Here is a 22,983-nt window from a genome sequence, read left to right as displayed (position 1 = left end):
ACCGCTCTGGCCACGCGGGGTGTCGGCGCCGTTCGTTAGGGTTGACACGTGCCAGATCCCATCGGTCCAGCCTCCTCCGAGGGTCCCCCGGGGCGCCCGCAGCGCGCACCCGGCACCTTGCGGATCGGATCGATCGCCGGCATCGACGTCCTGGTCACGAGCTCGTGGTTCATCGTCGCGCTGCTGATCTCCCTGACCTTCGCCCCGCGCATCGAGGACGCGGAGCCGGGGCTGGGGTTCTGGAAGTACGTCGCCGGGTTCGTGTTCGCCGTCGTGCTCTACCTCTCCGTCCTGCTCCACGAGGCCTCGCACGCAGTGGTCGCGCAGCGCCTCGGCTACGGCGTCAACTCGATCACGCTGCACTTCCTCGGTGGCATGACCGAGATCGACGGGCAGTCCCGGCGGCCGCGTCACGAGTTCTGGATCGCCGTCGTGGGCCCGCTGACATCCATCGCGGTCGGAGCGGGTGCCGCGGCACTGTGGTTCGTGGTGCCCGACGGCCTGGTCCGGCTGGCGCTGCAGGGCCTGGCCGGCGCCAACCTGATCATCGGCGTCCTCAACCTCGTGCCCGGTCTGCCGCTCGACGGCGGGCGGGTGCTCAAGGCCGCGGTCTGGGGCGCCTCCGGCAACCAGCACCGCGGCAGCATCGTCGCCGGCTGGGGCGGCCGGATCACCGCCCTCGCCCTGCTCGCGTGGCCCCTGGTGATGGAGCCCCTGACCGGGCAGCAACCGACCGTGCTCGACCTCGTGCTGGTGTTCATCCTCGGCCTCTTCCTGTGGACGGGCGCGACTGCGGCGATGGCCCACGCCCGGATCCGCCAGCGGCTTCCCGCGCTGGTCGCGCGACCGCTGGCGCGGCGTACGCTCACCGTGCCGGAGGACCTGCCCCTCGCCGAGGCCGTGCGCCGCGCGCAGGAGGCGCAGGCCGGCAGCATCGTGACGGTGGCCGCCGACGGCTCGCCCGCCGGGATCGTGAGCGAGGCGGCGGTCACCGCGATGCCCGCCGAGCGCCGCCCCTGGGTGGCGGTGTCGGCGGTCGCCCGCCGGCTCGAGCAGGGGCTCACCCTGCCGGCGACGGTGGCCGGCGAGGACCTGATCCTGGCCATCAGCCGGCGACCGGCCGAGGAGTACCTCCTCGTCGAGGCGGACGGGACGATCTACGGCGTGCTGTCGACCGCCGACGTGGACCGCGCCTTCCGGGACAACGCCCGGCGCTGATCGTCGTCGGCTGAGCGGATCGCCACCTCTCGCACTAGGGTTCGCGCCATGTCCGAGCCTTCTCCCGACGTCCCCGCCGAGGCCTGGTCCGGCGTCCACCGCGGTCCCCTGCGCGAGGGGGAGTGGGTGCGGCTGACCGACCAGAAGGGCCGCAAGCACAACTTCGAGCTGATCGCCGGCAAGCGGTTCTTCTCCAACAAGGGCCACCTCGACCACGACGAGCTCATCGGACGCGACGAGGGCTTCACCGTGACGTCCTCGGCAGGCGGCCAGTACCTGGTGTTCCGCCCCCTGCTCAACGAGTTCGTCGTCTCGATGCCCCGCGGCGCGGCCGTCGTCTACCCCAAGGACGCGGCCCAGATCGTCGCGTTGGCCGACATCTACCCCGGCGCCCGGGTCGTCGAGGCGGGCGCCGGCTCCGGCGCCCTCACCTGCTCGCTGCTGCGCGCCGTCGGGCCGTGGGGACGGGTGACCTCCTTCGAGCTGCGCGAGGAGTTCGCCGAGGTCGCCCGCCGCAACGTCACCCAGTTCTTCTCCGCGCCCGAGGGCGGGACCCACCCTGCGTGGGACCTCCGTCTCGGCGACCTCAAGGACGGCCTGCCCGCGCTCGGAGCGCAGGTCGACCGGATCATCCTCGACATGCTCGACCCGTGGAACTGCGTCGACGTCGTCGCCGACGCCCTCGTGCCGGGTGGCATCGTGTGCGCCTACGTCGCCACCACGACCCAGCTCTCCCGCATCGTGGAGACCCTCCGTGCGCACGGCGGCTTCACCGAGCCCCAGCCGTGGGAGTCGCTGGTGCGCGACTGGCACGTCGAGGGCCTCGCGGTGCGCCCCGGCCACAAGATGATCGGGCACACCGCGTTCCTGGTCACCGCTCGGCGGATGGCACCGGGGGAGAAGCCGCCCCGCAAGACGCGTCGCCCCGCCCCCGGTGCCTACGGCCCGGACTACACCGGACCCCGTCCGGCGGACGTGCCACCTCCCGAGCAGCCCGACGAGGCATGAGCGTCGAGGTCGTCGACTGGTCGCCGCGCTGGGCCGTGCAGTTCGAAGAGGTGGCCGCCGTCCTCCGCGAGGCGCTGGCGGGCGTCCCGTCCGCACAGGTCGAGCACGTCGGGTCGACGTCCGTGCCGGGGCTGGCCGCGAAGCCCGTCCTCGACGTCGACGTGATCGTCGAGCCGTACGACGTGTCGCCGGCCGTACGGGTGCTGGAGTCCGTCGGCTACGTCCACCGCGGCGACCTCGGCGTCGCGGGGCGTGAGGCCCTCCACGCGCCCGACAGGCCTCGGCGCAACGTCTACGTGTGCACCGCAGGCACCACCAACGTGCGCAACCACCTCGCCGTGCGTGACGTCCTGCGCTCCCGCGCCGACCTGCGCGAGGCGTACGCCGCGGTCAAGCGCGCGCTCGCTGCGGACCCGGGGATGGACATCGACACCTACGTCGCCGGCAAGACGGCGGTGCTGCAGGAGGTGCTCACGGCCTCCGGGGCGTTCAGCGACGCGGAGCTCGCGGCGATCCGCCGGCTCAACGACGCCGGCTGACACCGTCACGGGCGCGTCCCCCGACCGACCGTTGCCAAACGGTGATCGACACGGTGGGACAACCCCTTCCGTCCCACCGATCGATGGGTAGTGTCACTGGGCAGGAGGTGCGAGATGTCTGAGCCGACACGCGAGCAACTTGCCACTCAGGTGCGTTACCTGGAGGCGGAGGTCGCCGACCTGCGCCGCCGTCTCGACGACGCGCCGGGTCATGCGCGCACCCTCGAGACCCGCCTGACCGACGCACAGAGGTCGCTGGCGGCCGTCTCCGGGCAGAACGAGCGCCTCGCGCAGACCCTGCGCGACGCCCGCGACCAGATCACCACGCTCAAGGAGGAGGTCGACCGGCTGGCCCAGCCGCCGGCAGGGTTCGGCACCTTCCTCGCCCGCAACGACGACGACTCCGTCGACGTCTTCACCGGGGGCCGCAAGCTACGGGTGAGCGTGAGCCCGGCGGTCGAGCTCGACGCCCTCGTACGTGGCCAGGAGGTCATGCTCAACGAGGCCCTCAACGTCGTCGCCGCGCTCGACTTCGAGCAGGTCGGCGAGGTCGTGATGCTCAAGGAGATCCTCGCCGACGGCGAACGGGCGCTGGTCATCGCCAACGCCGACGAGGAGCGCGTCGTACGCCTCGCGGAGCCGCTGTGCGCAGAGGACGTCACCATCCGCGCCGGCGACTCGCTCCTGCTCGACACCCGTGCGGGATACGTCTACGAGGTCGTGCCCAAGTCCGAGGTCGAGGAGCTCGTCCTGGAGGAGGTGCCCGACATCGACTACACCCAGATCGGCGGCCTCACCACGCAGATCGACGCGATCCGCGACGCCGTCGAGCTGCCCTACCTCCACCCCGAGCTGTTCAAGGACCACGAGCTGAAGCCGCCCAAGGGCGTGCTGCTCTACGGTCCGCCCGGCTGCGGCAAGACGCTCATCGCCAAGGCCGTGGCCAACTCCCTGGCCAAGAAGGTCGCCGAGAAGACCGGCGCCTCCGGGAAGTCCTACTTCCTCAACATCAAGGGTCCCGAGCTGCTCAACAAGTACGTCGGGGAGACCGAGCGCCACATCCGTCTGGTCTTCCAGCGGGCCCGCGAGAAGGCATCGCTCGGCACGCCGGTCATCGTCTTCTTCGACGAGATGGACTCGTTGTTCCGCACCCGTGGCTCGGGCGTCTCCTCCGACGTCGAGAACACCATCGTCCCGCAGCTGCTCAGCGAGATCGACGGCGTCGAGGCCCTGGAGAACGTGCTCGTCATCGGCGCCTCCAACCGCGAGGACATGATCGACCCGGCGATCCTGCGCCCGGGCCGGCTCGACGTGAAGATCAAGATCGAGCGACCGGACGCCGAGTCCGCCCGCGACATCTTCTCCAAGTACCTCACCCCGACGCTCCCGCTGCACGCCGACGACCTCGCCGAGTTCGGCCAGGACCGCACCGCGACGGTCAACGCGATGATCCGCGCGACGGTCGAGCGGATGTACACCGAGTCGGAGGAGAACCGCTTCCTCGAGGTCACCTACGCCAACGGCGACAAGGAGGTCCTCTACTTCAAGGACTTCAACTCCGGCGCGATGATCCAGAACATCGTCGACCGCGCCAAGAAGATGGCGATCAAGGACTTCCTCGACAGCGACCTCAACCCCGCCCAGCGGGGACTGCGCGTCCAGCACATGCTCCAGGCGTGCGTCGACGAGTTCAAGGAGAACGAGGACCTGCCCAACACGACCAACCCCGACGACTGGGCGCGGATCTCGGGCAAGAAGGGTGAGCGCATCGTCTTCATCCGCACCCTCATCACCGGCAAGCAGGGCACCGAGCCCGGACGCTCGATCGACACGGTGTCCAACACCGGCCAGTACCTGTGAGCCGGCCGATGGCGGACGTCGGTCGTCGCGAGGACGACCTCGGCCACAGCGACATCGAGGCCGCCCTCGCCGCGAGGCGTGAGCTGGGGGCCCGCTACGACGCCGAGCTCGTCGACGGCTTCGCCGAGCGCATCGAGCGCGCCGTCGAGCAGCGGGTCGCCGAGCAGGTCGCCGTCGCGCAGCGGCAGGCGTCCGGCAGCGAGGGCGCGAAGATCCGGCAGTTCGTCCTCGGCATCGTCTCGGTCGGGGCGGGCATCCCGATCACCATCGCCACCACTGTCGCCACCGACGGGTCCGGGCTGCCGGCGGTCGTCGTCGCCTGGCTCGGCATCGCCGCCGTCAACGCCGCGCACGCCTCGGCGGTCAACGGGCCGCACCGCCGCGAGCACTGACCCGCGACACCCCTCGGGAGGGGTTGCAGGTGGCCTGCGTGCCGCTAGGTTGAGCAGATGCGAACCATTCTGATCATCGTCGTCATCGTCGTCATCGTGCTCTTTCTCGCCGGTTTCCTCCGTCGCGGACGCTGACCCGGCGCTGACCCGGCGCTGACCCGGCGCTGACCCAGCGCTGACCCACCGCTGAGCAGGCCTCAGCCCGCCACCAACCGGTAGCCGTACGTCCACGGCCGGGCGACGGCCGGTCCGGGGAGGTACGCCCGCTCGAGCTCCTGCACGCGCCATCCCGCGCCCTCGACGAGGGCCGGGATGTCCCGCGTGAGGTGGCAGCCTCCGGCGACGGCGCGCTGCAGCGGTTCGAGTCGGCGCTGCCAGCGACGTACGGACTCCTCGGGCGCCACTCCGTGCTCGAGCACGTGCAGCCGGCCGCCCTCGCGCACCACCCGTCGAGCCTCCCTCAGCGCAAGGACCGGGTCGGGGATCGTGCAGAGGCTGAACGTCACCAGCGCGCTGTCGTGCGAGTCGTCCGGCAGGTCGAGGCGCTGGCCGTCGAGACCGGCCCGCTCGATCGGCAGGGGTGTGCGCGCACGCCGCTTCGCCGAGATCGACCACCCCGCGTCGGACGGCTCGATCGCGGTCACCGACGTCACGGCCGGTGGGTACCAGCGGACGTTGAGCCCGCTGCCGAACCCGAGCTCCAGCACCCGTCCCACCAGGCCCGCGCAGGTGGGCTCGCGCAGCTCGCCGATCTCGCGGCCGCGCAGGCTCACGTCGGTCAGCCGGGGCAGCACCCGCTCGTCCCACACCCGTAGGCTCATCACATGAGCGTACGCCGCGTGATGGGCACGGAGGTCGAGTACGGGATCTCCGTGCAGGGACAGCCGTCGGCCAACCCGATGGTCGCGTCCTCGCAGATCGTCAACGCGTACGCCAGCTCGACCGCGCGCGCCCGGCGGGCCCGCTGGGACTTCGAGGAGGAGTCGCCGCTGCGCGACGCCCGCGGCTTCGACATGGCGCGCCAGATCGCGGACCCGAGCCAGCTGACGGACGAGGACCTCGGCCTGGCCAACGTCATCCTCACCAACGGCGCCCGGCTCTACGTCGACCACGCCCACCCCGAGTACTCCTCGCCCGAGGTCACCACGCCGCTCGACGTGGTGCGCTGGGAGAAGGCGGGGGAGCAGGTGATGCTCGACGCCTCGCGGATGGCCGCCCAGGTGCCCGGCAGCACGCCGATCCTGCTCTACAAGAACAACACCGACAACAAGGGTGCCTCCTACGGCGCCCACGAGAACTACCTCATGCGGCGCTCGACCCAGTTCGCGGAGATCGTGCGCCACCTGACCCCGTTCTTCGTCTCGCGGCAGGTCGTCACCGGCGCCGGCCGGGTCGGCATCGGGCAGGACGGCCGCGACACCACGGCCGACCGCGGCTTCCAGATCAGCCAGCGCTCCGACTACTTCGAGGTCGAGGTCGGGCTCGAGACGACGCTCAAGCGTCCGATCATCAACACCCGCGACGAGCCCCACGCCGATCCCGCGGTCTACCGCCGCCTCCACGTGATCCTGGGCGACGCCAACCTCGCCGAGGTGTCGATCTACCTCAAGTCGGGCACCACCGCGCTCGTGCTCGCCATGATCGAGGACGGCTTCATCGACCGCGACCTGAGCGTCGAAGGGGCGGTCAAGTCGCTGCGCGACGTCTCGCACGACCCGACGCTGCGGCACCTCGTCACGCTCCGCGACGGGCGTCGCCTGACCGCCGTGCAGCTGCAGCTGGAGTACCTCGACCTCGCCCGCAAGTACGTCGAGGACCGCTACGGCAGCGACGCCGACGACCAGACGGTCGACGTGCTGGCGCGGTGGGAGTCGGTGCTGACCCGGCTCGAGCGGGACCCGATGGAGTGCGCGACCGAGCTCGACTGGGTCGCCAAGCTCAAGCTGCTCCAGCAGTACCGCGACCGCGACGGCCTCGGGTGGGACGACGCCAAGCTGCACCTCATCGACCTGCAGTACGCCGACGTACGCCCCGACAAGGGCCTCTACCACCGCCTCGCCGCCGCCGGGCGGATCGAGCGGCTCCTCGACGACGCCACCATCGAGGCGGCCATGCACGACCCGCCGGTCGACACGCGCGCCTACTTCCGCGGGCGGTGCCTCGACAAGTACGCCGACTCGGTCGCCGCGGCGTCGTGGGACTCGGTCATCTTCGACCTCCCCGGCCGCGAGTCGCTCCAGCGGGTGCCGACCATCGACCCGCTCCGGGGCACCCGCGCCCACGTCGGCGAGCTGATCGACCGCTGCGACACCGCCCAGGCGCTGGTCGCGGCGATCACCCGCTGACCGAGGAAACACCCGTCCGCCGACGGTGAACGTCCTTGTGGCGTCGGTGGGAGTGGATAGGGTCGTGGCATGGCCCAGGAGCAGAAGCAGCCGCGCAAGTCCTCGCAGGAGGAGTCGGCGACCGAGGAGGTCGTCGAGACCGACGTCGCCGAGCGCAAGGAGATGATCGACGAGGACGTCGACGCGATCCTCGACGAGATCGACGAGGTGCTCGAGACCAACGCCGAGGACTTCGTGAAGTCGTTCATCCAGAAGGGCGGGGAGTAGGCCGCATGGGAGACTCCCGCCTCCCCTCGTCGTACATGACGCCCGGCACCTCCAGCTTCGCCGACTTCCTCGGCGCCGAGGCGCCCGACCTGCTTCCCTCGCGCCGTGCCGTGCCCGCCGGTGCCGCCGGCGACCTGGCCCCTCACGGCACCACGATCGTCGCGGCGACCTTCGACGGCGGCGTCGTGATGGCGGGCGACCGGCGCGCCACGATGGGCAACATCATCGCCCAGCGCGACATCCAGAAGGTCTTCCCGGCCGACGAGTACTCCGTGGTCGGCATCGCCGGCACCGCCGGTCTCGCGGTCGAGATGGTGCGGCTCTTCCAGACCGAGCTCGAGCACTACGAGAAGATCGAGGGCACCACGCTGTCGATGGACGGCAAGGCCAACCGGCTCGCGGCCCTCATCCGCGCCAACCTCGGCATGGCCATGCAGGGCCTCGCGGTGGTGCCGCTCTTCGCCGGCTACGACCTCACCGCCGACCAGGGGCGGATCTTCAGCTACGACGTGACCGGCGGCCGCTACGAGGAGACCGCCTTCCACTCGGTGGGCTCCGGCTCGCTGTTCGCCCGCGGCTCGCTCAAGAAGCTCTACCGCGACGACTTCGACGTCGAGGAGGCGGTCACCGCCATCGTGCAGGCCCTCTACGACGCCGCCGACGACGACTCCGCCACCGGCGGCCCCGACATCACCCGCCGGATCTTCCCGGTCGTCCACGTGATCACCGCCGACGGTGGGCGCCGGATGCCCGACGACGAGGTGGCCGCCATCGCCGACCGCATCCTGGCCTCCCGCATGGAGCGCCCCGACGGCCCCGCCGCGGCCCTGACCTGATCCGACGCAGGAGTCACTCACATGAGTATGCCGTTCTATGTCTCGCCCGAGCAGCTGATGAAGGACCGGGCCGACTTCGCGCGCAAGGGCATCGCCCGCGGGCGCTCGGTGGTCGCGGTCCAGTACGCCGACGGCATCCTGTTCGTCTCGGAGAACCCGTCCCAGGCGCTGCACAAGGTCAGCGAGATCTACGACCGGATCGCCTTCGCGGCGGTCGGACGCTACAACGAGTTCGAGAACCTCCGCATCGCCGGCGTACGCCTCGCCGACATGCGCGGCTACGCCTACGACCGGCGCGACGTCACCGGCCGTGGTCTCGCCAACGCCTACGCCCAGACGCTCGGAACGATCTTCTCCTCCGGCGGCGAGAAGCCCTACGAGGTCGAGATCTTCGTCGCCGAGATCGGCGACGCCCCCGAGGACGACCAGCTCTACCGCCTCACCTACGACGGCCAGGTCGCCGACGAGCACGGCTACGCCGTGATGGGTGGCGCAGCCGACGTCGTGGCCGGGCACCTGGCCGAGCACTACGTCGCCGGGGCCTCGCTCGACGAGGCCCTGCGGGTCGCCGTCGCCGCCCTCGGCCACAGCGACTCCGAGGACCGGGTGATCCCGGCCCGCGACCTCGAGGTCGCCGTCCTGGACCGCACCCGTACGCAGCCGCGCAAGTTCCTGCGGCTGCGCGCGGCGCGGCTCGCCGAGGTCCTCGGGGCCCGCGGGGACGAGCGCGCCGACGAGGCGTCCCCTGAGGACGCCCTCGCCGGGTCGGGGCCGCGTCACTCCGGCCAGGACGACCCGAGCGACCCGACCGACCAGGTCTCGGGAGCGACGCCGCCCCTCGAGGACCCGGTCACCGGGGAGCCGGGCTCACCGCCGACCGCGCCTCCGGTGGCGCCTCCCGTCGCGCCCCCGGTGGCCCCGCCCGCCGACCCGCCGGCCGAGCCGACCGACCCGGCCGCCCCCGGCGAGCCGTCCCCACCGGCACCGCAGCCCCCGGCACCCCAGCCGGGCCGACCGCCGGACCCCGGCACGCCGCCGCCCGCGGAGCCCGGCCAGATCTGATCGTGCGCGTCCCGCCTGCGGGACGCGCCTGCTGGGTGGGGAAGTCCGACACCTGGAGGGGGTCGTACACCCCTCGAAGTGGCGGACTCCCCGCTCGAGCGGGGAGTCCCCGGGCGGCGGGACACCGTCCCCGGACCGCTCAGCGGAGGTGGAGCCCCGGCCACTCCGCCGTGGGCACCGTCGGGATCCCGGTGAGCCGCCGCCGGTAGCGCACGAACGGACCGAACTCGTCCAGCGCGCTCCACAGCCGCTGGTGCGCGGCCCAGGGGAGCGGCCCCGACGGGCGTACGTCGCCGTCCGGTCCGAACTCGTGCCAGGCGGCGCCGAAGCCGATCCAGGCCGGGGTCCAGCCGGCGGCGTCGTCCCACTCCCCGCGCCGCTGCTCGACCAGGCGCCGGCGGAGCTGGAACTCCAGCCTGGCGCCGTCGACCACCACGGGCGCCGTCCTCACCGGCCACAGCCACAGGTCGTCGGTCATCACCCTCAGCTCGAGGTCCTCCACGGTGCCCGGCTCGACCAGGACGGTCGCGACGAGGTGGCGGGGTCCCATGGGGGAACGCTCGCCCGCCCGGGACGGCCACGTCAAGCGCGGCGTCGGGCGGCGACGCGGGCAGGTTCGCCAAGTTTCGGTGCGGAGTGCCGCGCGGGACGTGGTCCCCGGTCCTAGTGTGGGGACATGGACCGGCGGATCTTTGGCATCGAGAACGAGTACGGCGTCACGTGCACGTTCAAGGGGCAGCGCCGGCTGAGTCCCGACGAGGTCGCGCGCTACCTGTTCCGCAAGGTCGTCAGCTGGGGTCGCTCGTCCAACGTCTTCCTCCGCAACGGCGCCCGGCTCTACCTCGACGTCGGCAGCCACCCGGAGTACGCCACCCCCGAGTGCGACGACATCGTCGACCTCGTCACGCACGACAAGGCGGGGGAGCGGATCCTCGAGGGGCTGCTCCTCGACGCCGAGGCGCGCCTGCACGAGGAGGGCATCGCCGGCGACATCTACCTGTTCAAGAACAACACCGACTCCGCGGGCAACTCCTACGGCTGCCACGAGAACTACCTCGTCGGCCGGGCGGGGGAGTTCAGCCGGCTGGCCGACATCCTGATCCCGTTCCTGGTGACCCGCCAGATCGTCGTCGGGGCCGGCAAGGTCGTGATGACGCCGCGCGGTGCGTCCTACAGCGTGAGCCAGCGAGCCGAGCACATCTGGGAGGGCGTCAGCAGCGCCACCACGCGCAGCCGCCCGATCATCAACACCCGCGACGAGCCGCACGCCGACGCCGAACGGTTCCGCCGCCTGCACGTCATCGTCGGCGACTCCAACATGAGCGAGACCACGACACTGCTCAAGGTGGCGTCGTGCGACCTCGTCCTGCGGATGATCGAGGAGGGCGTGGTGATGCGCGACCTCACGATGGAGAACCCGATCCGCGCCATCCGCGAGATCAGCCACGACCCGACCGGGCGACGCAAGGTGCGCCTGGCCAACGGACGCGAGGCGAGCGCGCTGGAGATCCAGGCCGAGTACCTCGGCAAGGCCCGCGACTTCGTCGACCGCCGTCAGATCTCCACCCCGACCATCGAGCGCGCCCTCGACCTGTGGGAGCGCGGGCTCAAGGCCGTCGAGTCCGACGACCTCGGCCTGGTCGACCGCGAGATCGACTGGGTCATCAAGCTCAAGCTCATCGAGCGCTACCGCGCCAAGCACGGCCTGTCGCTGGGCGACGCGCGCATCGCGCAGCTCGACCTCGCCTACCACGACATCCACCGCGGCCGCGGGCTCTACTACCTGCTCGAGAAGCGCGGGGCGGTCGCCCGCGTGAGCAGCGACCTCAAGATCTTCGAGGCCAAGAGCGTCCCGCCGCAGAACACCCGCGCGCGCCTGCGCGGCGAGTTCATCCGCCGCGCGCAGGAGCGGCGTCGTGACTTCACCGTCGACTGGGTGCACCTCAAGCTCAACGACCAGGCGCAGCGCACGGTGCTCTGCAAGGACCCGTTCAAGGCCTACGACGAGCGGGTGCAGCGCCTCATCGACGGCATGTGAGAGCCCCGCTCCGACCCACCGGCCGGTGTCGCGACCGTACGGGTGGGGTCCGCTGGATAGGGTGTGCGCGCAAGCCGACCGATCGAACAAGGTGAACCCAGTGTCTCGTGTACGTTCCGCTGCCCTCAGCAGTGTCCTCGCCCTCAGCCTGCTCGGGCTCGCCGCGTGCGGGTCCGCCTCCGGCGACTCCGAGGAGGGCGGCGCGCCGCTCAGCTCGGTGACGATCGAGGGCAAGCAGGGCGAGGAGCCCGAGGTCACCTTCGACGGCCGGCTCGACGGCTCCGAGGCCGAGACCGAGGTCCTCGTGGAGGGCGACGGCGACGAGGTCGCGGACGGCGACACCGTGTCGGTCGACTGGTGGATCGGCAACGGCTTCACCGAGGAGCAGGCCCAGAGCACCTACGAGCAGGGTCCCCAGTCGGTGGAGCTGGCCGAGGACACGCTGCCGTTCCTGCGTGAGATGCTCATCGGCAACCAGGTCGGCGACCGTGTCGTGCTGCTGACCTCCGCCGAGGACGCCTACGGCGAGGGCGGTCGGCCCGACATCGGCATCGGCAACCGCGACGCCGTCCTCGCGATCGTCGACATCATGGACACCGCCGAGACGGTGCCGCCGCTCGACGGCCCGCAGGGCGAGGACAAGGAGCCCGCCGGCTGGGCGCCCACCATCGTCGAGGAGGACGGTGTCATCACCGGCTTCGACTTCAGCACCGCCCACACGCCGACCGGCGAGCTGATCGCCACGACGCTCGTGAAGGGCGACGGCCCCAAGGTGAAGTCCGGCCAGACGCTCACCGTCGACTACCTCGGCCAGGTCTACAACGCTGACGAGCCCTTCGACGAGTCCTACAGCGCAGAGCCGGCGGAGTTCCCGATCGGCGTCGGCCAGGTCATCGCCGGCTGGGACGAGCGCCTCGTCGGCCGTACGGTCGGCTCCCGGGTGATCCTGGAGATCCCGCCCGCCAAGGGCTATGGCAAGCAGGGCAACGAGCAGGCCGGCATCAAGGGCACCGACACGCTCTTCTTCGTCGTCGACATCCTCGGCGCCAAGTGAGCTGACGGCGGGCGCGGCGAGGAGCGGGGGAGAGCGCATGGTGCAGCCACGGGCAGAGCGGCTGATGAACCTGCACATCCTGCTGCTCGGCGCGAAGCGGTTCATCGGCAAGGACGCGATCCGCGAGGCGTGCTACCCCGAGCACGCGCGCGGGCCGGCCGGCGACGAGGCCTTCGAGCGCGCCTTCGAGCGCGACAAGGACGCGCTGCGCCAGATCGGGGCCGTCATCGAGGTCGGCAGCGCCGACGCGTTCTTCGACGACGAGATCGGCTACCGGATCCCCACGGAGCAGACCTCGTTGCCGGAGATCCGCTTCGAGCCCGACGAGGCCGCTGTTCTCGGCCTGGCGGCCCAGGTCTGGCAGCACGCCACGCTCGCCAAGGCGACCGGGCGCGCGCTGGCCAAGCTGAAGGCCCAAGGCGTCGAGGTCGACCCCTCCCGCCTGGAGGTCGTGGCGCCTGCCATCACCGCCGACGAGCCGGCCTTCGAGCCGCTGTGGGACGCGGTCGGCAAGCGGCGCCAGGTCAGCTTCCCCTACCAGCGCGCCGACGAGACGACGCCCACCACCCGTCGCCTGGAGCCCTGGGGCCTGGCCCGGTCGTCGGGGCGCTGGTACGTCGTGGGCCACGACGTCGACCGTGGAGCCGAGCGGGTCTTCCGCCTGTCCCGCATCGTCGGACCGGTGCGGGCGACGGGTCGCTCTGGGGCGTACGAGGTGCCCGCCGGCACGGACGTGCGCGCGGTCGCGCGCCGGCTCTCGTCCTCGTTCCCCTCCGTGCGCGCGCAGGTCCGGGTCCGGCAGGGCACCGGCATCGGCCTGCGGCGGCGCGCCGAGTCCGTGACCCCGCTCGCGGACCGTCCCGGCTGGGACGCCGTCGTGGTCGAGGGACCGGTCCACGAGCTCTCCGACGAGGTGATGACCTACGGGCCCGACGTGGTCGTGGAGTCCCCGGAGGCACTGCGCGACGACGTGGTCGCCCGGCTGCGTGCGGTGGTCGCGGCCGCTGGTGGAGCCGCCGCGACGGGGGAGGACCGATGACGACGCAGGGCTCGGACACTGCCCCCGACCAGGTGGCACGGCTGCTCGCGCTCGTGCCCTACCTGCTCGCTCGCGGCGAGGTCCGCCTCGACGACGCGGCCGCCCACTTCGGCACCGACGCCGAGCAGATCGAGCGTGACCTGCGGCTGCTCTTCATGACCGGGCTGTCTCCGGGCCTGCCGGGCGACCTCATCGAGGTCGACCTCGATGCGCTGGAGGGCGACCGGGTCATCCGTGTCGACAACGCCGACTACCTCGCCCGCCCCGTGCGCTTCTCGCCGGCCGAGGCCACCTCGCTCGTCGTCGCCCTGCGCACCATGGTCGACACGGCACCGGCCGAGGCGCGCGAGGTCATCGCGCGCACGCTGGCGAAGCTCGAGGAGGCGGCCGGCCACGACGGCGAGGAGCTGCTGCGGCTGCACGTGTCGCCGACGCCGCTGGAGACCAGCGGCGTGGTGCCGGTCCTGGAGTCGGCGATCGCGCACGGCCACCAGCTCGAGATCAGCTACCACGTGCCGTCGCGCGACCAGCAGTCCACGCGCGTGGTCGACCCGCGTGGTCTCTCGCGCGTCGAGGACGTGCTCTACCTCGACGCCTGGTGCCACACGGCCGTGGGGGACCGGGCGTTCCGCGTCGACCGCATCGTCGCGGCCACCGAGCTCGACAGCCCGGTCGCCGACCCCGGCGCGCGTCCCCGCGACCTCGCAGGCGGGTGGTTCGCCGACGCCGAGACCACGCCGGTGACCCTCCGGCTCGCGCCGCCGGCGCGCTGGGTGGTGGAGTACTACCCCGTGACCGGTCAGCGCCCCGGCCCCGACGACACCGTCGATGTCGACCTCGAGGTGGCCAGCGAGGAGTGGGTGACCTCCCTCCTGCTGCGCCTGGCCCCGCACGCCACGCTGCTCGCCCCCGCGGCGTACGCCGACTCGTTCACCGCCGTTGCGCGCGCGGCACTCAGCCACTACGTCCACGACGACGGCGTAGACTCGGGAACGACCACCGCAGCACCTCCCACCCACCCCCACGAATGACGGAGTGACTCCCATGTTCAACCCCTTGATCGGCATGCCGCAGGGTCTCGAGTGGCTGGTGATCCTGGCGATCGTCGTGCTCGTCTTCGGTGCTGCCAAGCTGCCCGACCTCGCCCGCAGCTCGGGGCAGGCGCTGCGTATCTTCAAGACCGAGACCAAGGGCCTGCGCGACGAGGACGAGGACGACACCAAGACGCCCGAGCAGCGTGAGATCGAGGCCCGCGAGCGCGCTGCCGACGAGGCCCGGAGCGAGGCTTCAGGCGAGGTCCTCCGCGAGCGTCGCGACGACACGACCGCCTGACCCGGAGCCGCGACGATCGTGAGGATCGCCGGTCTCGTCGGCCTGTTCCAAGGCCGGCCCCATCACGCCGTGGGCCCCGACGGCCGCATGGCGCTCTCCGACCACTTCCGCGAGTTCCGTGCGCGCCTGCTGCGGTGCCTGCTGGTCTTCGTGGTCGCCCTGGCGGTCGCGCTGGTCTTCCGCCACGCGCTGCTCGACCTCGTCTACGGTCCCTACGACGACGCCCGCGCCAAGCTCCCCGAGGGCACCACCACGGCCACGACGAGCGGCGCCGGAGCCGGCCTGCTGCTGTGGCTGACGCTCTGCGGCTTCGCCTCGGCGATCGTCACCGCTCCCTACTGGCTCTACCAGATCTGGGCGTTCGTCCTGCCCGGGCTCTACGCCCAGGAGCGGAAGATGAGCCGGATCTTCGTCGCCGTCGCGGGGCCGCTGTTCCTCGCGGGCATCGCTCTGGGCTACCTCACCCTGCCGGTCGCGCTCGAGGTGCTGATCGGCTTCAACCCCGACGGGGTCACCAACCTCATCGACTTCAACGACTACCTGCAGTTCTTCACCCGGACGCTGTTCGTGTTCGGGCTGGCGTTCAACATCCCGGTGTTCGTCGTGCTGCTCAACTTCGCGGGCGTGGTCAAGGGTGCCTCGCTCAAGGCCTACCGCCCCTGGATCATCATCGGGACGTTCGTCTTCGCCGCAGTGGCGACTCCCTCGGCCGACCCGTTCACCATGACGCTTATGGCGGTGCCGATGGTGCTGCTCTTCTTCGCCTCAGAGGCGATCGCCCGGTTCAACGACCGACGACGGGCCCGCCGCAACCCCAACGCCGGCCTGAGCCCCGACGAGCTCTCGTCCATCTGAGCACCGCCCGGGGCCGCCCCGCCCGTGGGGGCCGGTCTGACAGGGTGGTCCCATGCAGGCCGCGATCACCGACACCGATCCGTTCGACCTGCCTGACTGGCTCGGCACCCACGACGTCGTGTGGCGCGCCGACGCCGGGCTGCGTACGGGCCACCTGGTCCGTGGCCGGCTGACGGCCGAGCCTGCGCCGGACCAGGTCGAGGAGTCCGGGTGGAGCCTCGAGTGCGACCTCCTCGCCGTCGACGAGGCCTATCCCGCACCCGTGGTCGACGACGAGACCCGGTCGCGGGTGCACCAGGCCTGGCGTCACGGGCAGGTCGTGGTCGGCGAGATCGACTCGCGCCTGGTCCTGGCCGTCCCCGGGACCCGGTTCGACCCCGACCTCATCCTCGACGCCCTGGGGCGCCTCGCCCGCGCGGTGGGCGCCCGTGCCGAGCGGTACGCCGCGCTGCTGCGCCTCGGGTGAGCGGCCGGTCGCCGTACGGGGTCGGTGCCGGGGGATAGGGTCGCGCCATGCACGACCCGGCTGCGTCCGCCCACCCCGTGCGGGGGCGAGAGATCGCACTCCTGACCAACCCGACGGCGGGCCGGGGCAAGGGAGCCCGGCACCGGGACGTCGCCCTGGCCCGGCTGCGCGAGAGCGGGTTCGTGGTGCGCAACCTGGAGGGTCGCGACGCCGACGAGGCCGCCGACCTGGCGCGCGCGTGCGTCGCCGACGGCGTCGAGGCGCTGGTCGTGTGCGGGGGCGACGGCCTGGTGCACCTGGGCGTGCAGGCGGTCGCCGGCACCGGCGTCCCCCTGGGGCTGATCCCCAGCGGCACGGGCAACGACGTCGCCCGTTACCTGGGCCTGCCGCGCACCGACCCGGCCGCTGCGGCCGACCGCATCATCGCCTCGCGTCGCCGCACCATCGACCTCGCCCGCAGCGGCGACCGGTGGTTCGTCACGGTCCTCGCCGCGGGCTTCGACGCCATCGTCAACGAGCGGGCCAACGCGATGACCTGGCCGCGCGGGCAGATGCGCTACAACCTCGCCACCCTCGCCGAGCTGCGCACCTTCCGCCCGATCGCCTACGTCCTGCAGCTCGACGGCGAGACGATCGAGCACGACGCGATGCTGGTCGCCGTCGGCAACGGTCCCTCCTTCGGCGGCGGCCTGCGCATCACCGAGGGTGCACTCCTCGACGACGGGATGCTCGACGTCGTGGTGATCACGCGGATGAGCAAGCCCAAGCTGGTCCGGTCCTACCCCCGGCTCTTCACCGGCCGGATCGCCGGCGTGCAGGAGTACGTCCACCGCCGGGTCCGTACGGTGACGATCGCGGCGCCCGGCATCGTGGCCTACGCCGACGGCGAGCGCTTCGGCCCGCTGCCACTCACCGTCGAGTGCGTCCCCGGCGCGCTGGAGGTCATCGCATGAGCACCCTCGACAACCCCGCCGACGACGAGCAGTCGCCCGCCGAGCGCTACGCGGCGTTCCGGCGCGACCGGCCCTACCCGATGCTCAAGGACTTCGCCGGCCTCTACGGCTTCGAGCTCGACGACTTCCAGCTCCGTGCGTGCCGCGAGATCGAGGACGGCCGCGGCGTGCTGGTGGCCGCGCCGACCGGCTCGGGCAAGACCGTGGTCGGCGAGTTCGCGATCCACCTCGCCCTGCAGACCGGCCGCAAGGCGTTCTACACGACCCCCATCAAGGCGCTGTCCAACCAGAAGTACCACGACCTGGTCAAGCGCTACGGCGCCGACAACGTCGGCCTCCTGACCGGTGACAACGTCGTCAACGGGGAGGCCCCGGTCGTCGTGATGACCACCGAGGTGCTGCGCAACATGCTGTACGCCGGCTCCCGCACGCTGCTCGGCCTCGGCTACGTGGTCATGGACGAGGTGCACTACCTGGCCGACCGCATGCGCGGCGCGGTCTGGGAGGAGGTGATCATCCACCTGCCGGAGTCGGTGACGCTGGTGTCGCTGTCGGCGACGGTGTCCAACGCCGAGGAGTTCGGCGAGTGGCTGGCCACCGTCCGCGGCGAGACCACCACGATCCTCGAGGAGAAGCGTCCGGTCCCGCTCTACCAGCACGTGATGGTGGGTCGCCGGCTCCTCGACCTGTTCGCGTCCTCCGACGTCGACGCGAGCGCCGGCTTCGTCAAGGAGGGGGCGCCGGTCAACGACGAGCTGACCCGCATCGCCCGAGACGACTGGGCCAGCTCGCGCCTGATGCGCGACCGGCGCTCGCCCCGCAAGGGCAAGCCCGGGTCGTCGAAGAACCCGCGCGCCGTCGGCAACGGCCGGCGCGTGTGGATCCCGAGCCGCGTCGAGGTCGTCGAGCGGCTGGACCGCGAGGGCCTGCTGCCGGCGATCGTCTTCATCTTCAGCCGCGCAGGCTGCGACGCCGCGGTCACCCAGCTCGTCCAGGCCAACACCCGCCTCACGACGGCGGCCGAGCGCGACGAGATCTTCGCCCGGGTCGAGGAGGCCTCGCGCACCCTGCCGGAGGAGGACCTGCACGTCCTGGGCTACCACGAGTTCCTCGACGGGTTGACCCGTGGCATCGCCGCCCACCATGCCGGCCTGCTGCCGGCGTTCAAGCAGGTCGTCGAGGAGCTGTTCCAGGACGGCCTGGTCAAGGTCGTCTTCGCCACCGAGACCCTCGCCCTGGGCATCAACATGCCGGCCCGCACGGTCGTCATCGAGAAGCTGTCGAAGTGGAACGGCGAGACCCACGCCGACCTGACGCCGGGGGAGTACACCCAGCTGACCGGTCGCGCCGGCCGGCGTGGGCTCGACATCGAGGGCCACGGCGTCGTGCTCTACCAGCCGGGGATGAACCCGCGCGAGGTCGCCGGCCTCGCGTCCACGCGCACCTACCCGCTGCGCTCGTCCTTCCGGCCCTCCTACAACATGGCCGTCAACCTCGTGCACCAGTTCGGCCGCGCGCGCTCACGCGAGCTGCTCGAGCAGTCCTTCGCGCAGTTCCAGGCCGACAAGGCCGTCGTCGGCCTGGCCCGGCAGGTGCACAAGGCCGAGGAGGCCCTCGACGGCTACCGGGAGGCCGCCACCTGCCACGTCGGCGACTTCATGGAGTACGCCGCCCTGCGGCGCCGGATCTCCGACCTCGAGAAGGGCGCGGCACGGGAGCGCCGCCAGGACCGGCGCGGCGAGGCGGCCGCGTCGCTCGGCCGGTTGCGTCCCGGCGACGTCATCCACGTCCCGGCGGGCAAGTTCAGCGGCCTCGCCGTGGTGATCGACCCGGGGACGTCTGGCGAGGAGCCGCGACCCTACGTCGTCACCGCGGACCGGCAGGCCCGACGGCTGGCGATGATGGACTTCCCGGTCCCCGTCGAGTCGATCGGGCGGCTGCGGATCCCCAAGTCGTTCAACGGTCGCAACCCCGGCCAGCGCCGCGAGCTCGCCAACGCCCTGCGGTCGCGGGCCGACTCCTTCGAGGCGCCTGCCCCCCGGCGCACGAAGCAGCGCGACTCCTTCAGCGACACCCCCACGGACCGCGAGATCGGCCGGCTGCGCGCCGACCTCAAGGCCCACCCCTGCCACCAGTGCCCCGAACGCGAGGACCATGCCCGCTGGGCCGAGCGCTGGTTCAAGCTCCAGCGCGACACCGAGACCCTCAAGCGTCGCGTCGAGAACCGCACCAACACCGTGGCCCGCACCTTCGACCGGGTCTGCGACGTGCTCACCGCGCTCGACTACCTCGAGGATGACACGGTCACCGAGAAGGGCTCGCACCTGCGGCGGATCTACACCGACATGGACCTCGTCGCCGCAGAAGCGATCCGGGCCGGGCTCTTCGACGGGCTCGACCCCTCGGAGCTGGCGGCCGTGCTCTCCGCCCTGGTCTTCGAGGCCCGTCGCGCCGACGACGCGTCGTCGCCCAAGATGCCGGGCGGACAGGTGCGACCGGTGCTGGCCGAGCTCGTCCGGCTCTGGGGCCAGCTCGACGCCCTCGAGCGCGACCACAAGCTCGACTTCCTCCGCGAGCCCGACCTCGGGTTCGCCTGGGCGGCGTGGCGCTGGGCAGAGGGCGACGACCTCGACGACGTCCTGATGGTCACCGGGCTGTCGGCCGGTGACTTCGTACGCTGGATGAAGCAGCTCCTCGACCTGTGCGGCCAGGTCGCCGACGCCGCCGGCGACAAGGACCTGCGCGAGACCGCCCGCGCCACGGCCAGGCTGCTCAAGCGCGGCGTCATCGCCTACAGCGTCCTCGCCGACTGAGAGGCTGGGCCCATGACCGTCACCGCCGAGAGCCGACTGCTCCTGCTCGACACCGCCTCGCTCTACTTCCGGGCGTTCTTCGGCGTCCCCGACTCGGTGAAGGCCCCGGACGGCACGCCCGTCAACGCCGTGCGCGGACTCATGGACTTCATCAGCCGACTGGTGGGGGAGTACGACCCCACGCACCTCGCCTGCTGCTGGGACGACGACTGGCGCCCGCAGTGGCGCGTCGACCTCCTCCCGTCCTACAAGGCCCACCGGGTGGTGCGCGAGGTGCCCGGTCCACGACCCGACGTCGAGGAGGTGCCCGACCCGCTCGAGGCCCAGGTCCCGATCATCCTGTCGGTGCTGGAGGCCTACGGCATCCCCGTCGTCGGCCACCCGGAGATGGAGGCCGACGACGTCATCGGCACGCTCGCCACCGGCGCCGGCATGCCGGTCGACATCGTGACCGGCGACCGCGACCTGTTCCAGCTCGTCGACGACGAGGCGGCCGTGCGGGTGCTCTACGTCGCCCGCGGCGTGAGCCGGCACGAGCGGGTCGACAACGACTGGGTGCGGGGCAAGTACGGCGTGCACGCCCACCAGTACGCCGACCTGGCGACGCTGCGCGGCGACGCCTCCGACGGACTGGCCGGCGTGGCAGGAGTGGGGGACAAGACCGCCGCGACCCTGCTCGGACGCTTCGGCACGATCGCGGACATCATCGAGGCGGCCCACGACCCCGAGTCCGACATGGGGCCCGGCCCGCGCGGCAAGATCAAGGCCGCCGCCGACTACCTCGCCGTCGCGCCCCGCGTGGTCGCCGTACGTCGCGACCTCGACCTCGGGGCGCCCGACCTCACCCGCCCGCGCACGCCCGCGGACCACGACGCGGTCGTCGCCCTGGACGAACGTTGGGGCCTGGGGTCGTCCGCCGTGAGACTCGTGCAAGCACTGTCCGGCTCGGACTAGGGTGCCTCCCGTGAGCTCTCCCGAGGTCGAGTCCAAGGACCGGCAGATCCTGTCACTGCTGGCGGCCGACGGCCGGATGTCCTTCACCGACCTCGGCCGCGCCACCGACCTGTCCACCTCGGCGGTGCACCAGCGGGTCAAGCGGCTCGAGCAGCGCGGGCTCATCACCGGCTACGGCGCCACCGTCGACCACGACCAGCTCGGGCGACCGCTGACGGCGTTCATCTCGATCACGCCGATCGACCCCTCGCAGCCCGACGACTACCCCGACCGGCTGGTGGGGATCAAGGAGATCGAGTCCTGCTGGTCGGTCGCCGGCGAGGAGTCCTACATCCTCAAGATCCGCGTCGCCACGCCCCTCGCGCTCGAGGAGCTCCTGGCCCGCATCCGCGGGGCGGCCAGCGTGTCCACCCGGACGACGATCGTGCTCTCGACGCCCTACGAGAACCGTCCGATCGACTGAGCGTCGCCCCCGCCCTGAGTGGCACTATGGCTGTAGTGTGCGGGCGTGGCCGACCGACGTACCGTCCTGCTCGACGCCGCGCTCGAGCTCGTCGGTACGCACGGGATGCGCGCACTGACTCATCGGGCGGTGGACGCCGCCGCCGGCGTCCCGCCGGGCTCGACGTCGAACCACTTCCGCACCCGCGAGGCCCTCGTGCTCGGGATCGCCGAACGGTTCATCGCGCGCGAGCGAGCGATGGCGACCGAGCCCAACGACGAGGTCGATGCCACGCCCGACGGCGTCGCACTCGCTCTGGGCCGGTTCGTCGACCGCGCCCTGGGACCGGACCGAGCCGTCACCCTCGCCCGTTACGCCATCCTCGTCGAGGCCGCCCAGAACCCCGATCTCCTGCGGGAGGGGATGGCCCCCGGTGCAGGCCAGGTCGACGCCTGGGCTCTCGACCTCGTCACGCGAGCGGGTTCGCACGACCCCGCGCGCGACCTCGGCGTGCTGGCCAACTACGTGACAGGACTCGTGCTCCACGAGCTCGCGCTCCCGACGACCGACCTGGACGCCACGGCCCGCATCCGCGAGGTGATCGGCGCCCTCAGCTGGAGGTCTTGACCCCAGTGGACTACATATGTAGTTTGCAGGCATGGACCGCTTGGCCGACGCCCCTGGCCGGAGCACCCCGTGACGACCGCCCCCACACTCCCCGACCTCGTGCGCAGGGAGCGCACGGCCTTCGTCGACACGCTCGAGCAGCTCGACGCGGAGCAGTGGCTCGCGCAGACCCTGTGCTCGCAGTGGCGGGTCGTCGACGTCGCGGCGCACCTCGCCTGGGCGCCCGTGCTCGGCCCCGTGGCCGGGGCGACGGCGATGCTGCGCCACGGGTTCTCGATGAACCGGATGATCGCCGCCTCGGCCGTCGAGTGGTCTCGCCGGGGACGCGACGCGATCCTCAATCAGCTCCGAGACAACGCGCACACCGGCGCCCGCCCGATCGGGATGCCGCCGGTCGCGGCGCTCGCCGACGCCGTCGTCCACGGCCTCGACGTACGCCGTCCGCTGGGGCTCAGCCGCCCGATCCCGGCTGCGGCCCTGGCGCCCGTCGCCCACTTCAGCCTCCGTACGCGCTGGCCGATGAACGTCGTGGTCGGTGGCAGCGCGCGTCGGCGCGTGGCCGGCGTGCGGCTCGTCGCGACCGACACCGACTGGTCGTACGGCGAGGGACCCGAGGTGCGAGGATCTGCCGAGGCGCTCCTCCTGCTGCTCTACGGTCGCCGCCCGGCGCCGGGCGAGCTCAACGGCCCAGGCGCCGACATGGTCGCCCAGCGACTCGCCGCCGTCCGCGGAACCCCCTGACAAGCTCAGTGATCCCCGGTCAACCGGCTCTCCTGACACATCTGTGGGTAGGTGAGCGCGCCTGTCGTGGCGGCACGCCGCTCCCTGCCTAGGTTTCTGAGCTGTCGAAGAACAGGAACCGGTGACAGGAGAACGGCGTGCC

The 22,983-nt window shown here is 71.8% G+C and carries 24 protein-coding genes; 22 read left to right on the top strand and 2 right to left on the bottom strand.

What is annotated here, in order from left to right:
• Nucleotides 1–48: 48 nt before the first annotated feature.
• The 5 genes from IE200_RS16370 (at nt 49) to IE200_RS16350 (ending at nt 5,017) form a co-directional block, all read left to right on the top strand.
• Nucleotides 49–1,218, top strand: coding sequence for a site-2 protease family protein (locus tag IE200_RS16370; RefSeq protein ID WP_229856678.1), 1,170 nt, complete (start codon nt 49–51; stop codon nt 1,216–1,218).
• Between the two features lie 48 nt (nt 1,219–1,266).
• Complete coding sequence (locus IE200_RS16365; protein WP_191280552.1) at nt 1,267–2,226, top strand: tRNA (adenine-N1)-methyltransferase; 960 nt, start codon at nt 1,267–1,269, stop codon at nt 2,224–2,226.
• On the top strand, nt 2,223–2,765 hold the full coding sequence (locus IE200_RS16360) for a GrpB family protein (RefSeq protein ID WP_191280551.1): 543 nt from the start codon (nt 2,223–2,225) through the stop codon (nt 2,763–2,765). The genes IE200_RS16365 and IE200_RS16360 overlap by 4 nt, the downstream gene beginning before the upstream one ends.
• A 114-nt stretch (nt 2,766–2,879) precedes the next feature.
• Nucleotides 2,880–4,625: a proteasome ATPase gene (arc, locus tag IE200_RS16355; RefSeq protein WP_191280550.1), complete on the top strand. Its 1,746-nt coding sequence runs from the start codon at nt 2,880–2,882 to the stop codon at nt 4,623–4,625.
• A gap of 8 nt (nt 4,626–4,633) precedes the next feature.
• The gene (locus tag IE200_RS16350) at nt 4,634–5,017 is read left to right on the top strand and encodes a hypothetical protein (protein ID WP_191280549.1); all 384 of its coding nucleotides are present in this window, start codon (nt 4,634–4,636) and stop codon (nt 5,015–5,017) included.
• Nucleotides 5,018–5,214: 197 nt separating this feature from the next.
• Here IE200_RS16350 and IE200_RS16345 read toward each other — a convergent pair whose 3' ends face one another.
• A complete protein-coding gene (locus IE200_RS16345) occupies nt 5,215–5,838 on the bottom strand; it encodes a class I SAM-dependent methyltransferase (RefSeq protein ID WP_191280548.1) in 624 nt (207 codons plus the stop codon).
• Nucleotides 5,839–5,841: 3 nt separating this feature from the next.
• Between IE200_RS16345 and dop the strand changes: the two genes are divergently transcribed.
• The 4 genes from dop to prcA all read left to right on the top strand — a co-directional run bounded on the left by dop (nt 5,842) and on the right by prcA (nt 9,527).
• Nucleotides 5,842–7,362, top strand: a complete 1,521-nt coding sequence (gene dop / locus IE200_RS16340; RefSeq protein WP_191280547.1) for a depupylase/deamidase Dop — start codon at nt 5,842–5,844, stop codon at nt 7,360–7,362.
• Between the two features lie 69 nt (nt 7,363–7,431).
• On the top strand, nt 7,432–7,629 hold the full coding sequence (locus IE200_RS16335; RefSeq protein WP_191280546.1) for a ubiquitin-like protein Pup: 198 nt from the start codon (nt 7,432–7,434) through the stop codon (nt 7,627–7,629).
• A 5-nt stretch (nt 7,630–7,634) separates the two neighbouring features.
• Nucleotides 7,635–8,465, top strand: coding sequence for a proteasome subunit beta (gene prcB / locus IE200_RS16330; RefSeq protein ID WP_191280545.1), 831 nt, complete (start codon nt 7,635–7,637; stop codon nt 8,463–8,465).
• A gap of 21 nt (nt 8,466–8,486) precedes the next feature.
• On the top strand, nt 8,487–9,527 hold the full coding sequence (prcA, locus tag IE200_RS16325; protein WP_407941020.1) for a proteasome subunit alpha: 1,041 nt from the start codon (nt 8,487–8,489) through the stop codon (nt 9,525–9,527).
• 139 nt (nt 9,528–9,666) lie between these two features.
• On the opposite strand, the gene IE200_RS16320 is transcribed toward prcA, so the two are convergent.
• Nucleotides 9,667–10,077 (bottom strand): hypothetical protein, encoded by a 411-nt coding sequence (locus IE200_RS16320; RefSeq protein ID WP_191280544.1) that lies wholly within the window; start codon nt 10,075–10,077, stop codon nt 9,667–9,669.
• A 126-nt stretch (nt 10,078–10,203) separates the two neighbouring features.
• Here IE200_RS16320 and pafA point away from each other — a divergent pair, with 126 nt between their 5' ends.
• The 13 genes from pafA (at nt 10,204) to IE200_RS16255 (ending at nt 22,841) form a co-directional block, all read left to right on the top strand.
• On the top strand, nt 10,204–11,565 hold the full coding sequence (pafA, locus tag IE200_RS16315; protein ID WP_129453982.1) for a Pup--protein ligase: 1,362 nt from the start codon (nt 10,204–10,206) through the stop codon (nt 11,563–11,565).
• A 100-nt stretch (nt 11,566–11,665) separates the two neighbouring features.
• On the top strand, nt 11,666–12,619 hold the full coding sequence (locus IE200_RS16310; protein WP_191280543.1) for an FKBP-type peptidyl-prolyl cis-trans isomerase: 954 nt from the start codon (nt 11,666–11,668) through the stop codon (nt 12,617–12,619).
• A gap of 37 nt (nt 12,620–12,656) precedes the next feature.
• Nucleotides 12,657–13,658, top strand: coding sequence for a helix-turn-helix transcriptional regulator (locus IE200_RS16305; RefSeq protein WP_191280542.1), 1,002 nt, complete (start codon nt 12,657–12,659; stop codon nt 13,656–13,658).
• The gene (locus tag IE200_RS16300) at nt 13,655–14,689 is read left to right on the top strand and encodes a helix-turn-helix transcriptional regulator (RefSeq protein ID WP_191280541.1); all 1,035 of its coding nucleotides are present in this window, start codon (nt 13,655–13,657) and stop codon (nt 14,687–14,689) included. The genes IE200_RS16305 and IE200_RS16300 overlap by 4 nt, the downstream gene beginning before the upstream one ends.
• Nucleotides 14,690–14,702: 13 nt before the next feature.
• Nucleotides 14,703–14,990, top strand: coding sequence for a twin-arginine translocase TatA/TatE family subunit (gene tatA, locus IE200_RS16295; RefSeq protein ID WP_191280540.1), 288 nt, complete (start codon nt 14,703–14,705; stop codon nt 14,988–14,990).
• An 18-nt stretch (nt 14,991–15,008) separates the two neighbouring features.
• Nucleotides 15,009–15,845, top strand: coding sequence for a twin-arginine translocase subunit TatC (gene tatC, locus IE200_RS16290; protein WP_191280539.1), 837 nt, complete (start codon nt 15,009–15,011; stop codon nt 15,843–15,845).
• A 52-nt stretch (nt 15,846–15,897) separates the two neighbouring features.
• Nucleotides 15,898–16,311, top strand: a complete 414-nt coding sequence (locus IE200_RS16285; RefSeq protein WP_191280538.1) for a hypothetical protein — start codon at nt 15,898–15,900, stop codon at nt 16,309–16,311.
• A 47-nt stretch (nt 16,312–16,358) separates the two neighbouring features.
• Entirely contained in the window at nt 16,359–17,264 is a 906-nt protein-coding gene (locus IE200_RS16280; RefSeq protein ID WP_191280537.1) for a diacylglycerol kinase, read from the top strand.
• Nucleotides 17,261–20,077 (top strand): DEAD/DEAH box helicase, encoded by a 2,817-nt coding sequence (locus tag IE200_RS16275; RefSeq protein ID WP_191280536.1) that lies wholly within the window; start codon nt 17,261–17,263, stop codon nt 20,075–20,077. The genes IE200_RS16280 and IE200_RS16275 overlap by 4 nt, the downstream gene beginning before the upstream one ends.
• A gap of 12 nt (nt 20,078–20,089) precedes the next feature.
• On the top strand, nt 20,090–21,031 hold the full coding sequence (locus tag IE200_RS16270) for a 5'-3' exonuclease (RefSeq protein ID WP_191280535.1): 942 nt from the start codon (nt 20,090–20,092) through the stop codon (nt 21,029–21,031).
• A gap of 10 nt (nt 21,032–21,041) precedes the next feature.
• Nucleotides 21,042–21,494: an Lrp/AsnC family transcriptional regulator gene (locus tag IE200_RS16265; RefSeq protein WP_268245559.1), complete on the top strand. Its 453-nt coding sequence runs from the start codon at nt 21,042–21,044 to the stop codon at nt 21,492–21,494.
• Between the two features lie 45 nt (nt 21,495–21,539).
• A complete protein-coding gene (locus tag IE200_RS16260; RefSeq protein WP_191280534.1) occupies nt 21,540–22,100 on the top strand; it encodes a TetR/AcrR family transcriptional regulator in 561 nt (186 codons plus the stop codon).
• Between the two features lie 69 nt (nt 22,101–22,169).
• Entirely contained in the window at nt 22,170–22,841 is a 672-nt protein-coding gene (locus IE200_RS16255; protein WP_191280533.1) for a maleylpyruvate isomerase family mycothiol-dependent enzyme, read from the top strand.
• Nucleotides 22,842–22,983: the final 142 nt, after the last annotated feature.

Origin of the sequence: Nocardioides flavus (ex Wang et al. 2016), assembly GCF_014653115.1 — a bacterium.
Lineage (GTDB): Bacteria > Actinomycetota > Actinomycetes > Propionibacteriales > Nocardioidaceae > Nocardioides > Nocardioides flavus.
Note: the sequence above shows the minus strand (reverse complement) of the source record. Positions and strands in the feature narration are given on the sequence as shown.

Excerpts from the sequence above, each read along its gene's own strand:
- IE200_RS16350 (WP_191280549.1), top strand. The coding sequence starts at position 4,634 with ATGGCGGACGTCGGTCGTCGCGAGGACGACCTCGGCCACAGCGACATC.
- IE200_RS16345 (WP_191280548.1), bottom strand. The coding sequence starts at position 5,838 with ATGAGCCTACGGGTGTGGGACGAGCGGGTGCTGCCCCGGCTGACCGAC.
- arc (WP_191280550.1), top strand. The coding sequence starts at position 2,880 with ATGTCTGAGCCGACACGCGAGCAACTTGCCACTCAGGTGCGTTACCTG.
- IE200_RS16360 (WP_191280551.1), top strand. The coding sequence starts at position 2,223 with ATGAGCGTCGAGGTCGTCGACTGGTCGCCGCGCTGGGCCGTGCAGTTC.
- IE200_RS16300 (WP_191280541.1), top strand. The coding sequence starts at position 13,655 with ATGACGACGCAGGGCTCGGACACTGCCCCCGACCAGGTGGCACGGCTG.
- prcA (WP_407941020.1), top strand. The coding sequence starts at position 8,487 with ATGAGTATGCCGTTCTATGTCTCGCCCGAGCAGCTGATGAAGGACCGG.
- prcB (WP_191280545.1), top strand. The coding sequence starts at position 7,635 with ATGGGAGACTCCCGCCTCCCCTCGTCGTACATGACGCCCGGCACCTCC.
- pafA (WP_129453982.1), top strand. The coding sequence starts at position 10,204 with ATGGACCGGCGGATCTTTGGCATCGAGAACGAGTACGGCGTCACGTGC.
- IE200_RS16305 (WP_191280542.1), top strand. The coding sequence starts at position 12,657 with ATGGTGCAGCCACGGGCAGAGCGGCTGATGAACCTGCACATCCTGCTG.
- IE200_RS16280 (WP_191280537.1), top strand. The coding sequence starts at position 16,359 with ATGCACGACCCGGCTGCGTCCGCCCACCCCGTGCGGGGGCGAGAGATC.
- IE200_RS16270 (WP_191280535.1), top strand. The coding sequence starts at position 20,090 with ATGACCGTCACCGCCGAGAGCCGACTGCTCCTGCTCGACACCGCCTCG.
- IE200_RS16335 (WP_191280546.1), top strand. The coding sequence starts at position 7,432 with ATGGCCCAGGAGCAGAAGCAGCCGCGCAAGTCCTCGCAGGAGGAGTCG.
- IE200_RS16275 (WP_191280536.1), top strand. The coding sequence starts at position 17,261 with ATGAGCACCCTCGACAACCCCGCCGACGACGAGCAGTCGCCCGCCGAG.
- tatA (WP_191280540.1), top strand. The coding sequence starts at position 14,703 with ATGTTCAACCCCTTGATCGGCATGCCGCAGGGTCTCGAGTGGCTGGTG.
- IE200_RS16285 (WP_191280538.1), top strand. The coding sequence starts at position 15,898 with ATGCAGGCCGCGATCACCGACACCGATCCGTTCGACCTGCCTGACTGG.
- IE200_RS16365 (WP_191280552.1), top strand. The coding sequence starts at position 1,267 with ATGTCCGAGCCTTCTCCCGACGTCCCCGCCGAGGCCTGGTCCGGCGTC.
- dop (WP_191280547.1), top strand. The coding sequence starts at position 5,842 with ATGAGCGTACGCCGCGTGATGGGCACGGAGGTCGAGTACGGGATCTCC.
- IE200_RS16320 (WP_191280544.1), bottom strand. The coding sequence starts at position 10,077 with ATGGGACCCCGCCACCTCGTCGCGACCGTCCTGGTCGAGCCGGGCACC.